This is a genomic window from Bradyrhizobium sp. CCBAU 53415 (genome assembly GCF_028128735.1).
Taxonomy (GTDB): Bacteria; Pseudomonadota; Alphaproteobacteria; order Rhizobiales; family Xanthobacteraceae; genus Bradyrhizobium.
In genome coordinates, this window is the sequence record NZ_LBJF01000024.1 from 444,011 (window position 1) to 456,306 (window position 12,296).

General features: G+C 65.5%; 11 protein-coding genes. 5 read left to right on the top strand and 6 right to left on the bottom strand.

Features of this window, described 5'->3' with window-relative positions; translation table 11 throughout:
- Positions 1-3 precede the first annotated feature (3 nt).
- Entirely contained in the window at positions 4-879 is an 876-nt protein-coding gene (locus XH87_RS20325) for a branched-chain amino acid ABC transporter permease (protein WP_035706754.1), read from the bottom strand.
- A gap of 262 nt (positions 880-1,141) precedes the next feature.
- Here XH87_RS20325 and XH87_RS20330 point away from each other — a divergent pair, with 262 nt between their 5' ends.
- The 4 genes from XH87_RS20330 to XH87_RS20345 all read left to right on the top strand — a co-directional run bounded on the left by XH87_RS20330 (position 1,142) and on the right by XH87_RS20345 (position 5,106).
- Entirely contained in the window at positions 1,142-1,891 is a 750-nt protein-coding gene (locus tag XH87_RS20330; RefSeq protein WP_271588619.1) for an ABC transporter ATP-binding protein, read from the top strand.
- Positions 1,888-3,426 (top strand): permease, encoded by a 1,539-nt coding sequence (locus tag XH87_RS20335; protein WP_271588620.1) that lies wholly within the window; start codon positions 1,888-1,890, stop codon positions 3,424-3,426. Before XH87_RS20330 ends, XH87_RS20335 begins: the two co-directional genes overlap by 4 nt.
- Positions 3,427-3,519: 93 nt before the next feature.
- Positions 3,520-4,335, top strand: a complete 816-nt coding sequence (locus tag XH87_RS20340) for an MBL fold metallo-hydrolase (RefSeq protein ID WP_271588621.1) — start codon at positions 3,520-3,522, stop codon at positions 4,333-4,335.
- Between the two features lie 249 nt (positions 4,336-4,584).
- The gene (locus XH87_RS20345) at positions 4,585-5,106 is read left to right on the top strand and encodes a hypothetical protein (RefSeq protein WP_199763287.1); all 522 of its coding nucleotides are present in this window, start codon (positions 4,585-4,587) and stop codon (positions 5,104-5,106) included.
- Positions 5,107-5,213: 107 nt separating this feature from the next.
- Here XH87_RS20345 and XH87_RS20350 read toward each other — a convergent pair whose 3' ends face one another.
- The 3 genes from XH87_RS20350 to pcaB all read right to left on the bottom strand — a co-directional run bounded on the left by XH87_RS20350 (position 5,214) and on the right by pcaB (position 8,748).
- On the bottom strand, positions 5,214-5,669 hold the full coding sequence (locus XH87_RS20350; protein WP_271588622.1) for a cupin domain-containing protein: 456 nt from the start codon (positions 5,667-5,669) through the stop codon (positions 5,214-5,216).
- A gap of 347 nt (positions 5,670-6,016) precedes the next feature.
- A complete protein-coding gene (locus tag XH87_RS20355) occupies positions 6,017-7,273 on the bottom strand; it encodes an aminopeptidase (RefSeq protein WP_271588623.1) in 1,257 nt (418 codons plus the stop codon).
- 113 nt (positions 7,274-7,386) lie between these two features.
- Positions 7,387-8,748, bottom strand: coding sequence for a 3-carboxy-cis,cis-muconate cycloisomerase (gene pcaB / locus XH87_RS20360; protein WP_271588624.1), 1,362 nt, complete (start codon positions 8,746-8,748; stop codon positions 7,387-7,389).
- Positions 8,749-9,039: 291 nt separating this feature from the next.
- Between pcaB and XH87_RS20365 the strand changes: the two genes are divergently transcribed.
- Complete coding sequence (locus XH87_RS20365) at positions 9,040-10,611, top strand: winged helix-turn-helix domain-containing tetratricopeptide repeat protein (protein ID WP_035706735.1); 1,572 nt, start codon at positions 9,040-9,042, stop codon at positions 10,609-10,611.
- A gap of 187 nt (positions 10,612-10,798) precedes the next feature.
- On the opposite strand, the gene XH87_RS20370 is transcribed toward XH87_RS20365, so the two are convergent.
- Positions 10,799-11,479, bottom strand: coding sequence for a hypothetical protein (locus XH87_RS20370; protein WP_271588625.1), 681 nt, complete (start codon positions 11,477-11,479; stop codon positions 10,799-10,801).
- A 91-nt stretch (positions 11,480-11,570) separates the two neighbouring features.
- Complete coding sequence (locus XH87_RS20375; protein ID WP_035706730.1) at positions 11,571-12,284, bottom strand: hypothetical protein; 714 nt, start codon at positions 12,282-12,284, stop codon at positions 11,571-11,573.
- Between the last annotated feature and the right edge of the window lie 12 nt (positions 12,285-12,296).

Sequence of the window (12,296 nt, forward strand, 5' to 3'; positions counted from 1 at the left end):
CGTTCAGACCTTCTTGCGGACGTGGAGGCCGAACAGGCCTTCAGGCTTCAAGAGCAGTACCGTCAGCAGCACGACATAGGGCGCGACGTCCTTCCAGCCCTCGGGCAGGTAGAAGCCGGCCATGCTCTCGATCACGCCGATCAGGACGCCGCCGACCACCGCACCCGGGATCGAGCCGAAGCCGCCGAGCACGGCGGCGGGAAACGCTTTCAGGCCGAGCACGAGGCCGACATTGGAGTGGATGAAGGTGATCGGCGCCAGAAGCACGCCGGCGCAGGTCGCGACCGCCGCACTGATCGCCCAGACCACCGACACCACGCGCTTGACCGGAATGCCCATGTAGTAGGCCGCGAGCATGTTCTCGGAGCTGGCGCGCATTGCGGTGCCGAGCGTGGTCTTGTTGAAGAACAGCCACAGCAGCGTGCACAGGATCATCGTCGCCGCGATCACCGACAGCTTGTCGTAGGCGAGCACCAGCGAGCCCATGCGCAGCACGCCCTGGCTGAACGGCGTCTCGATCTTCAGGTCGTCGGTGCCCCAGATCATGCCGGCGACCGAACGCAGGAAATAGCCCAGCCCGATCGTCGCCATGATGATCGAGAACTGCGGATAGCCGAGGATCGGCCGCACCACCACCCGCTCCGCCAGCATACCGAATAGCGCCATCGCGGCCACTGCACCGGCAAAGCCGATCCAGTAGTTCAGGCCCATCATGCCGATGAAGGTGAAGGCGAAGAAGCCGCCCAGCATCATCAGATCGCCCTGGGCGAAATTGACGACCTCGGTAGCCTTGTAGACGAGCACGAAGCCGAGCGCGATCAGGCCATAAACGCAGCCGAGCGCAACACCGCTGACCAGCTGCTGAACGAAATCCAGCATCGCCGCGCATCCTCCCGATGCAACCGGCGGTTCTTTGTGACCGCCTTGCCGCATCTTGTGTCCAGTCGCTACGCAGTCGTTTCGCCGCGTTAGCGCATTTGTCCTGACGCCAATTCAGCCTGAACCGTCAGGCGCTGTCAACAAACGGTGACTTGCCTTTAGTCCAAACCGGATGACGGAATTTGTCGGCCGTCGATTCACGGTGCCGAAACATCTTCAAGTCATGGTCGCTTGCGATGCAAAACCGGATGGTATGGCCGTCATGAAGCCGGGCAGCTCGGCGCTGGAAGTCCGAGGGTTAACGAAGCGTTTTGACCGTCTGGCGGTCGACGGCCTCGACCTCACCATTCACGCAGGCGAATTCTATGCGCTGGTTGGCCCCAACGGCGCCGGCAAGACCACCAGCTTGCGCATGGTTGCGGGCCTGCTGCGCCCCGATGCCGGCGCGGTCTCGATCTTCGGCATCGATGCGCTGCAAAACCCGGTTGCCGCCAAGCAGGTGATGGCGTGGGTCTCCGACGAGCCCATGATCTACGACAAGCTGACTCCGCTCGAATATCTCGAATTCGTCGCCGGGCTCTGGGGCATCGCCCCGTCGACATCGGAACCGGTCGCGCAGGAGCTGCTCGGCTCGCTCGGGCTCGAGGCGCAGCGGCACGAGCGCTGCGAGGGCTTTTCCAAGGGCATGCGCCAGAAGGTGGCACTGGCCGGCGCGCTGGTGCACGATCCCCGCCTCATCATCCTCGACGAGCCGCTGACGGGGCTCGATGCCGTCTCCGCCCGCCACGTGAAGGGCCTGCTCGGCGAACGAGTCCGCGCCGGCTGCACCGTCATCATGACCACGCATATTCTCGAGGTCGCCGAGCGCATGGCCGACCGCATCGGCGTGATCGCGTCGGGCCAGCTCGTCGCCGAAGGCACGCTGGCTGAGCTGCGTCAACAGAACGGCCATGCCGACACCAGCCTGGAGGACCTCTTCATCGCGTTGGTGACGCTTCAGGCCGCGGCATGAACTCGGCGACCGCGCTGTCCTGGTTTGCCCGCCACGAGCTGCGGCTCGCCCGGCGCGAATGGTTCGCCATGATGACGGGCGGCCGGCGCAAACGTACGCGCGCCGCAGTGATCGGCCTGCTCTGCTTCGCCGCGCTGCTGCACCTGCCGGCCTGGGCGGTGATCGGCCGTTTCGCCGACCTGCAGCTGCCGCTTGACCAATCCTCGCTGATCGTGATTTCGGCGACGATCTTTCTCGCCTGGACCTTGATGCTGTCGCAGGCGATCGAATCGACGACGAGGGTGTTCTATGCGCGCGCCGATTTCGACCTGATCATGTCCTCGCCGTCGACGCTTGCCAATCTGTTCTCGGTCCGCATCGCCGCCATCGCGCTGACCGTCACCGTGCTTGCGCTGCTGTTCTCGGCGCCGTTCATCGACGTGCTGGTGATCGGTGGCGGCGGGCGCTGGCTCGCGGCATTTGGCGTGGTCGTCGCCATGGGTCTGTCCGCCGCAGCGATCGCTATCGCCATCACCATCCTGTTGTTCCGGCTGATCGGCCCGGCGCGAACGCGCCTGATCGCCCAGATCCTCGCCGCGATCATCGGCGCGGGCTTCGTGATCGCGCTGCAGGTCGCCGCGATCATGTCCTACGGCACGCTGTCGCGCTTCACCATCCTGACCTCGGGCAGCCTTGCCGCTTACGCGCCCGACGCCGACAGCATCTGTTGGTGGCCGGCGCGGGCGACCATGGGCGACAGCGAGGCGCTGCTGCTGCTTCTCGCGCTCGCCCTGGTGCTGCTCGGCAGCGTCATGGCGATCTTCTCGCACCGCTTCGCCGACACCGCCATCGATGCGGCGGGGTACGGCGCGTCCGGCCGCGTCCGCGCGACGGAGCGTCCGTTCCGCGCCGGATCGCGCCAGCAGGCGTTGCGGCGCAAGGAATTCATGCTGCTGTGGCGCGATCCCTGGCTGATCTCGCAGACGTTGATGCAGCTGCTCTATCTGGTGCCGCCGGCGCTCCTGCTCTGGCGCAACTTTGCCGACAGCTCCGCAGCGCTGACGCTGATCACACCTGTCATCGTCATGGCGGCCGGACAGCTTGCCGGCGGGCTCGCCTGGCTGACGATCTCCGGCGAGGACGCTCCCGATCTCGTCGCCACCGCGCCGCTGACGTCGTCCAGCGTCATCCGCGCCAAGATCGAGGTGGTGCTGATCGCAATCGCCGTGATCTTCAGTCCGCTGATCGCGGCGCTGGCCTTCGCCTCGCCATTCCAGGCGGTGATCAGCGCCGGCGCGATCATGGTCGGTGCGGCCTCGGCGACGGCGATCCAGCTCTGGTTCCGGGTGCAGGCCCGTCGCAGCCAATTCCGCCGTCGCCAGACATCTTCGCGGCTTGCGACCTTCGCCGAAGCCTTCTCCTCGATCGGCTGGGCCGCGACCGCTGCACTGCTGCTCGCCCTGCCGCTGGCCGGCCTCATCAGCGGCCTGATCACCGCGAGCCTCGTCGCCCTCACCTGGAAGTTCAGCCCAAGGCGCGACTGGATGGCGGAATGACAGGTGCGACACTGACGCGCTGTTGATCGCCGGCTGTTGGCGGCGCGCTGCATTGCACGCTAGACTTCCCCCCGGCGTCATTGGGGACGGATCATGTGGCGACTGGTTTCGGCGGCTCTGGCGCTGTTCGGTGCATTCCTCACACCTGCCCTCGCCCAGCAGCCACCTCAACGCAGCGAATGCCTGGCGATGGCGAACGCGGCGCCCCGCGTGATGCCGGTTGCGTTCCGGCTGGCGGCAGCCGCGGCCGAGGTCCAAATCACCTATGCCGGCCACTCCACCTACTTCATCGACACGCCCGCCGGCTTGCGCATCGCGACCGACTATAGCGGCGCATACCAGGTGGGGCGGCTGCCCGACGTCGTCACCATGAACCGGGCGCACAGCACGCACTATTCTCTGTATCCCGACAAACGAATTCCCCATGTGCTGCATGGCTGGGGCGAGGACGGCAAGCCGGCGATCGTATCGGAGCGCATCAGCGACACCTTCATCCGCAACGTCACGACGGACATCCGCCGCTATTTCGGCGACGATGCCGGCACCGACATGATCCGCGACGGCAATTCCATCTTCATCTTCGAGGTCGCCGGCCTCTGCATCGGCCATCTCGGCCACCTTCACCACAAGCTCGACGACAGCCATTTCGCCCAGATCGTACGGCTCGACATCGTGATGGTGCCGATCGACGGTACCTACACCATGTCGCTGGACGGCATCTCCGAGATCACCAAGCGGCTACGCGCCTCGGTGGTGCTGCCGATGCACCGCTTCGCCACCCCGCTCGACGACTTCATGCGCCGGATCGGCCAGCAGTTCGAAATCGACCGGCGCACCGAGCGGTCATTCCGGATGTCGCGGGATGCGCTGCCGCCGAAGCCGACTGTGATCATCCTCGACGGGGTCTGAGCGCCACAACCGGAACGCATCAACCGTCAACGACTTGAACCGTCAACGACTTGGCTGCTCCGAGAGCCATGTCAATGTCTCCGTTACCATGGTCTGGCGCGCTGAACGCGCGAGCAGCCGGCGGACGCACGCCGAGGCCGATCGAACCATGAGGCATCTGTCACGGCGCAGGACCCGAGGACTGACGGCAATTTTCTCCAAGTCGCCCGCGGCCCGTTCGTGCTGAAATCTCCGCGACAGGAGAGCAACATGAGCGACTTTGCGAGACTTCTGCACGCGAGCGGGCCGCATCCCGACAACGAGGCGGCCCTTCGGCTTTACGGCCGCTTCGTCGGCGACTGGAACAGCGAGATCACGGCACATGCGCCGGACGGCGCCAGGCACACCGCACTTGGCGAAATCCATTTCGGCTGGGTGCTGGAAGGCCGCGCGGTGCAGGACGTCTGGATCATCCCCCGGCCCGCGGACAGCCGGGCCTTTCCGATCGCCGGCAATTGGTATGGCACGACGCTGCGCGTCTACGATCCGGCCATCGATGCGTGGCGGATTTCCTGGTTCGATCCCGGCCGCCGCGTGTTCCGCCAGCAGATCGGCCGTCCGCGTGGAAACGACATCGTGCAGGAAGGCACGACCGAATCCGGCGAGCTGACGCGCTGGAGCTTTACAGGGATCACCAACGACTCCTTCCATTGGCTTGGCGAAGCCAGGTCCGCGGCAGCGCAGGATTGGCGGCTGATGGTGGAGGTCAAAGCTCGACGGCGCAGGCCATGAGCATCGGCAGGCCATGATCTCGAAACGAGAAGAGGGGCCGGAATGTCGATCCCGCCCCCTCTTCGTCGTGGCCGCTGGGAAGCGTCCCTGGAACGCTATTGTCCGCTTTAGCCGGCACCCATGAGCGAGGCCGGACGGCGCTCGCCGGTGGAGGCGAACATCTTCTTCAACTTGTTGACGACGCGGATCAGGAAGCCGATCATCACCGGATTGGTCTTGCGGCAGAAGGCGATCTTCTTGACGTGCCCTTCGACATGCCATTTGGCGTGTGCGCCGTCGCGGAAGAAAATGACGTCGCCGGGGCCATAGCGCTTGGGCGGCATGCCGTCGCTTTCGAGCACGATTGATCCTTCCATGATCATGATCGTCTCGTCGATGTCGTAGTACCAGTTGAAGCGGCCTTCGGTGCAGGACCAGATGATTGTCTGGGCGGTCCCGTCGGCGCTGGTCGAGAGGACGTGCGAGCGGGATACGGGATTGCCCTCGATGATCCAGGAGGGCTCGATCGGCCGCAGCTCGAGCTCCACATTGCAACTACCGACTTCAATCAATGCGCGCGACATCTGCTTCCTCGGAAATGATATTGCGGCCGAATCCCGGCCCGGATTGTTTCGAAAGATGCCCGGACGCTAGTAGTCCGTTTTTAATTCTTTCTTACGCCGGCTTCGAGAATCAGCCGGAAGCGGCAAGTGCAAACCGGTTAACGTCCCGATTCCCCTTGCAAATCCGCCCACATGCCTCCGGTCCTTCCCAGGGTGCGACAAAATGCGCGAAGGCCCTGGAACCGAGCTCACCAATGTCTTTACGCCCGAGGCTCTGGTCGCCGGGCTCCGGCGGCGCGCTCGCGTTGCTTCCTCCGCAGCATGCGCATCGGGTCCTTTCGAGCGAACCGCGAAGAGAGTCGCGCAGGCTACTTGGCCCATTCGCCCTTGCGGAACACGGGCACCTTGGTGCCGTCGGCCAAAATGCCGTCGATGTCGGTCTCGGCCGAGCCGATCATCCAGTCGATATGGATCAGGCTCTGGTTGCCGCCTTGCGCCGCGATCTGCTGCGGCGTGAGCTGGGCGCCGTTGACGAAGCATTTCGAGTAGCACTGACCGAGCGCGATGTGAGACGCCGCGTTCTCGTCGAACAGCGTGTTGTAGAACAACAGTCCGCTCTGCGAGATCGGCGAGGAATGCGGCACCAGCGCCACTTCGCCGAGGCGCCGCGCGCCCTCGTCGGTGTCGAGCACCTTGTTCAGCACTTCGGCGCCGCGCGAGGCTTTTGCGTCGACGATCTTGCCGTCCTCGAAGCGCACCGCGATGTTGTCGATCAGCGTGCCCTGATAGGACAGCGGTTTCGAACTCACGACATGGCCGTAGACGCGGCGGCAATGCGGCGTGGTGAAGACCTCTTCGGTCGGGATATTGGCGTTGCAGCTGATGCCGTTCTTGGAGAGCGAGGCGCCGCCCTCCCATTCGTGGCCGTCGGCGAGCCCGATGGTCAGGTCGGTGCCGGGACCCGAATATTGCAGCGCGCGAAAGCGCTGGCCGTTGAGCCAGTTGGTGCGCTCGCGCAGCACCGCATTGTGGCTCGCCCAATTGCTCATCGCATCCTCGCGGTCGACGCGGGACGCGGCGAAGATCGCGTCCGCGAGCTTGCCGACGGCGACGTCCTCGGGATCATCAGGAAACACCAATTTGGCCCAGGACGGGCTCGGATAGGCGATGATGTTCCAGTTGGTGTCGAAGTTGACGATCTTTTCCAGCGCGGGCTGATAGGCCATCGAATTAGCCTTGCTGGCGCGCGCCACCTTGGAAGGATCCTCGCCCGACAGCAGCATCGGGTTGTCGCCGACGATGGCGAGCCGTGCCGTGTTGTCCGAGAACGCCTTCGCCATGCCCTCGTAGAGCCAGCCGGCGGCACGATCGAAACTGTCGTCGCGGCCGTGGCGGTAGCGCGCCAGCGTCATCTCCTCGTCCGACAGGATCGGCGTCACGATGCCGGCGCCGGTCTTGTAGGCATGCACGGCGATCCGCCGCACCAGCGGCAGCGCGATCGCGGGCGCCGTCAGGAGCAGATCCTGTCCCGGCCGCAAGCCCAGGCCCACCTTCACCGCGACCTCGGCCAGCCGGTCGAGCTTCGCGGGATCGATGGGAGTGGAGGTATTGCGTTGATCAGTCATGCCGGGCCCTCTGCCGAAAGTCTCTCGTTCAATCTAAGTCTAGCATCGCAAGACACAAGTGTGCGAGCGGCCTGCGACGCATGAAAGATACGTGGTTTCACGCATTTTGGTTTTCAACGTGTTGCCGATTTCAGCACCCGGTCGACCATGGCGGGTGCGAGTCCGAGGTAATTTTTCGGTGAGGTAAGTGCCTCGATCGTGGCACGGTCGATGCGGCTCGATATCCGTGAATCTGCGGACAGCGCATCGGCAAGGCTCATTCCCTTCTCGCTGGCCTGACGGCAGGCGTCATAGACCACGTCATGCGCCTCCTGCCGCCCGATCTGCGGCGCGAGCCCCATCATGACCGCTTCGGCCACAATCAGGCCGCGGCTGATGGCGAGGTTGTCGTTCATCTTCGCCTCGTCCACGATGAGGCCCGCGAGCGCAAACTTCGCCTGGTGCAGCGCGCCGGCGCTCAGCACGAAGCTTTCGGGGATCGCCATCCATTCGGCGTGCCAGGGACCGGTGGCGCGCTCGAAATCCTGCACCATGGCGTCGAGCATCAGGCCGGCGTGCTGGCGCACCGCCTTGGACGCCGCGAGCATCAGTTCCGACGAGATCGGGTTGCGCTTCTGCGGCATGGTCGAGGAGGCCCCGCGCCCCTTGACGAAGGGCTCGTAGACCTCGGCGAACTCGGTCGAAGCCATGATCATGATGTCGAGCGCGATCTTGCCGAGCGACCCGGTGACGAGGGCGAGGAAGTTCACGACTTCGGCGAATCCGTCGCGCGCGACATGCCAGGTCGAGGCCGGAATGCCCAGCTTCAGCTCGGCGCAAAGTGCCTCCTGCACCTTGAACCCCTCGTCGCCGAGCGAGGCCAGCGTGCCGGCAGCGCCGGCGAACTGACCGACCAGCACGCGCGGCTTCAATTGAACCAGACGCTCGGCGTGGCGATCGAACATCGCGAGCCAGATCGCGGTCTTGTAGCCGAAAGTCACCGGCAGCGCCTGCTGGAGATGGGTTCGCCCCGCCATCGCCGTGTCGCGATGGCGCTTCGACAGATCAGCGAGGATCTTGCGCAGCTCGGCGACGTCACGTTCGACGATCTCGAGCGCGGCGCGCAGTTGCAGTACCACGGCGGTGTCCATGATGTCCTGCGTGGTCGCGCCCCAATGCACGTAGCGGCCGGCCTCGCCGCATTGCTTCACCATCTGATGCACCAGAGGGAGGATCGGATAGCCGACGACATCGGTCTCCTGCCTGAGCAGATCGAAATCGAGCGCGGCGACGTCGGTCCGCGCCGCGATCGCTGCGGCCGCCTCTCGTGGGATCACACCGCACTTCGCTTCCGCCTTCGCCAGCGCCACTTCGACCTCGGCATAGCGCGCGACCGTCGCGACGTCGGAGAACACCTCGCGCATCTCAGGCGTGCCGAAGGCGTCGCGAAACAGCATGGAGTCGAGCACGGTGGTGGCGGCGGTGAAAGCGGGCATGGGCGTTTCTTTGCGGTTCGTGTATTGTGTGAAGACAGATTACGCAGGCCGTGCTGCTCGGCAATGGACATTCGCAGCTTCGCCACGCACCTCGGGATGAGGACCGATTGCGGACGGAGATACCCGGTCAACACGTCGCCCGCAGCGATCTGGCCCCAATCGTCCGGCATGGCTGCCATCACGCGATCGCGATGAACCAGGGGCCCCCTTCGGCAGACATACGATTTTCGACCCAAATTTCATTTTGTCATATTGCTTTCCCGATTGCGCAATGAGGCCTGAGTTTTCGACGTGCAGTTTCTGTTCCGGGACCACCTTCTCGATACCGACCGGCGCGAGCTGAGCCGCGAGCAGGTTCCCATTGCCGTGGAGCCGCAGGTTTTCGATCTCGTCGTCCACCTCATGCAGAACCGCGACCGGGTGGTCAGCAAGGACGAGTTGATCGACAAGATCTGGCACGGGCGCAGCGTCTCCGAATCCACCCTGACCAGCCGGATCAACGCGGCGCGCAAGGCGATCGGCGACAATGGCGCGAGCCAGGCGCTGATCCGCACCATCACCCGCAAGGGCTTTCGCTTCGTCGGCGACGTCGAGGCCAAGGAGGCCAGGTCCGGGGCAATCGCGCCGGAGCCCGGCCGCGGGGCGGCGCAGCCCCCTCGGGTCCCCCTCGCGCTGCCGGAGCGCCCCGCGATCGCCGTGCTGCCCTTCACCAACATGAGCGGCGAGGCCGAGCAGGACTATTTCTCCGACGGCATCAGCGAGGACATCATCACCGCGCTGTCGAAGCTGCGATGGTTCTTCGTCGTCGCGCGCAATTCCTCCTTCGTCTACAAGGGCCGCGCCGTACACATCCACGAGGTCGCGCGGGAACTCGGGGTGCGCTACGTGGTCGAAGGCAGCGTGCGGCGGAGCGGCGAGCGGGTGCGGATCTCGGCCCAGCTCAACGACGTCTCGACCGGCAGCCATCTCTGGGCCGAACGTTACGACCGAGAGCTTGCCGACATCTTCGCCGTGCAGGACGAGATCACCGAGGCGATCGTCGCCGCGATCGAGCCGCAGCTCTACGCCGCCGAAAGCTTCCGAGCCCAGCAGAAGCCGCCGGGCAGCCTGGATGCCTGGGACCTCGTGATGCGCGCGCTGTCGCATTACTGGCGCATCAGCCGCGAGGACAATGCCGCCGCGCAAGGGCTGCTGGAACAGGCCGTCGCAATCGATCCCGCCTATGGCAAGGCGCTGGGCCTGCTCGCGACCAGCCATATCTTTGGCGCGCATATGGGCTGGGCCGACATGGCCGCGACCGTGCCGGTCGCCGAACGTGCGGCGCTCGCGGCGGTGGAGGCCGATCGCGAGGATGCCTGGGCCCATCACGGCCTCGCTTACACCTATCTGTTCCGCCGCCGCTTCGACGACGCGCTGGCGGAATTCGAACTGGCCTTGACGCTCAATCCGAATTTCGCGATGGCGCATGCCTTCCACGGCGTGACGCTGTGCTATGCCGGACGATGGCAGGACGGCGACGCCGCCGCCCGCCGCGCGCTGCGCCTGAGCCCGCGCGACCCGCTCGCGGCGATCTATTGCGGAGTTGCGGCCTATGCCAGGTTCGTCGGCCGCGACTACGAGGGGGCCGTGCAGATGGCACGGGAATCGATGCGCCAGCGCGGAGATTTCGTCGGCGCGCACCGCGTACTGACCGCCGCCGCCGGCATGTTGGGCGATCCGGCGCTCGCGGCTTCCGCGCTGGAAGGCCTGCGCCGCGCCCAGCCCGAGGTCTCGCTTGCCTGGATCACGCGCGAGCTGCCGATGCTGCGGGAGGAGGATCGTGCGCATTATCTCGAAGGCTTGCGGCGCGCGGGAATGACGTGACCGCGGCGCCACGACGACGGCGCACCTTCTCCCATTGCAGCCGCGATCGCGGACCAAAGCATGATCCGGAAAAGTGCGAAGCGGTTTCCCTCGCGACAAACGCGGAACGCGTTTGCGCGGAAATCATGCGCAAACGACAACCTAAAGCGCGATGACGATTCATCCAGATCTCGTCGCGCTTTGGGCGCTAATCGTCGTCAGGCCCGAACAGCCTGATCTGGGGGAAGCCGCCGCGCGGCCGGCTGGCGTAGTCGCGCGCATCGGAATCCTCGCGGACATTGCGCGCGACGTCGTCCCAATCGGTGCGGTCGCGCAAGCCGCGCGGCTCGCGAGAATGGCGATGCCGCTCGGCCCAGCGCTCGCGGCGCTCGGCTCGGCGCCGTTCGGTCGCGGCACGCTTCACGTCGGAATCCCTCGCCTTGGCATAGGCGTTGTTCGACGAGGATGACGGCTCGGTCGCGGCCTGCTGCTCGGCAGGTTCTGCTGCCTGCGGGGACGGCGCGGGCTTGGATTGTTCCCTGGGCTGCTCGACCGCAGCGGCCTGCGAAGGCTGCGGCGCCGGCGGTTCAGCATTCGCCTGCGAGGCTTGCGTGTCAGGCGTTGCGGCTTCAGGCTTTGCTTCGGCCCGCGCCGGCGCAGTGATCATCGCGCCAAAGGCTTGCGAGCCGGTGAGATAATTCACACGCTCGGACGGCGCGTTCGTGGTCGCCGGCGCCTCCGTGCGCTGCGTCACCTTGCTGGTGTCCGGGCCCTGCTTGGACGCGACCGGATTCATGATGTTGCCGGCAACGATGCCGCCGCCGAGACCAATGGCGATGGCTGCGATGATGGTTCCGGCACCGACAAAATAGGCTGTCGAGGCGCGCATTTCATCCACTCCCTCTTTTGGAGCGGGCAACGCGTGGGGATTACCAGATGTTCCTGATGGCCGCGGCTCCTCCAGGAGGAAGCCGCGCGTATCAGATCTGCTGGGCGACCTTCTCGAGCCCGATGAGGCGAGCGAGCTTGCGCACTTCTTCCTTCTGATCGTCACGGAGCTGGAACAACAGCGGCATCGCGGCCGACTTCAACTGCTGCACCTCGTCGCAATTCGGATCGATCTGCGAACCGGGCGGCGCGTTCGGATTCGACAGCCTGTTCGCCTGGATCTTGCGGGCGACGTTGCGAAGCGCGGTCGCGACCGAGGGCCAGTAATATTCCTGCGACGACGACAGTTTCAGGCGCCCCCTGATGCCCTCGATCTGCACGTCGGACAGCAGCGAATAGGCCTTCTGCGGCTGCGGCTTGGCGACCACCTTCGGCTTGGCCGGAACTTCGACGGCCGGAACCTCCGCCGCGGCGGGTGCCTCATGCGCGCTCGGCTTCGGCATCGGGAAATCGGAGGGCGTGGCGGCGGCGAAGGCCTGGCGCAGCGGCTCGGTCAGGACAGGCGTCTGCGAAAGCTTGTCGGCAGCCACCTGGACCGGCTCGATCGCGGCCGAGGCGAGCGCGAGCGTCGGGACGAGGCGATCGGCCTTGGCGGCGCGGTTGGTTGCCAGCGGCTTGGGCGGGGGCGTCTGGGCGATCATCTCGGCGCTGACGCTGGGCACGCTGTCGCGGCCGAGAATGGCAGTGGTTGCGGCGCCGAGGACGAGGAAACAGGTCAGCGCGACGATGGTGATGGCTTTGGACAAACGTCTCTCCGC

What these genes read in the sequence shown, in the direction of transcription:
- XH87_RS20355 (WP_271588623.1), bottom strand. Translation starts at nt 7,273, where the DNA reads ATGACTGATCAACGCAATACCTCCACTCCCATCGATCCCGCGAAGCTC.
- XH87_RS20340 (WP_271588621.1), top strand. Translation starts at nt 3,520, where the DNA reads ATGTGGCGACTGGTTTCGGCGGCTCTGGCGCTGTTCGGTGCATTCCTC.
- XH87_RS20370 (WP_271588625.1), bottom strand. Translation starts at nt 11,479, where the DNA reads ATGCGCGCCTCGACAGCCTATTTTGTCGGTGCCGGAACCATCATCGCA.
- XH87_RS20335 (WP_271588620.1), top strand. Translation starts at nt 1,888, where the DNA reads ATGAACTCGGCGACCGCGCTGTCCTGGTTTGCCCGCCACGAGCTGCGG.
- XH87_RS20330 (WP_271588619.1), top strand. Translation starts at nt 1,142, where the DNA reads ATGAAGCCGGGCAGCTCGGCGCTGGAAGTCCGAGGGTTAACGAAGCGT.
- XH87_RS20350 (WP_271588622.1), bottom strand. Translation starts at nt 5,669, where the DNA reads ATGTCGCGCGCATTGATTGAAGTCGGTAGTTGCAATGTGGAGCTCGAG.
- XH87_RS20345 (WP_199763287.1), top strand. Translation starts at nt 4,585, where the DNA reads ATGAGCGACTTTGCGAGACTTCTGCACGCGAGCGGGCCGCATCCCGAC.
- XH87_RS20325 (WP_035706754.1), bottom strand. Translation starts at nt 879, where the DNA reads ATGCTGGATTTCGTTCAGCAGCTGGTCAGCGGTGTTGCGCTCGGCTGC.
- pcaB (WP_271588624.1), bottom strand. Translation starts at nt 8,748, where the DNA reads ATGCCCGCTTTCACCGCCGCCACCACCGTGCTCGACTCCATGCTGTTT.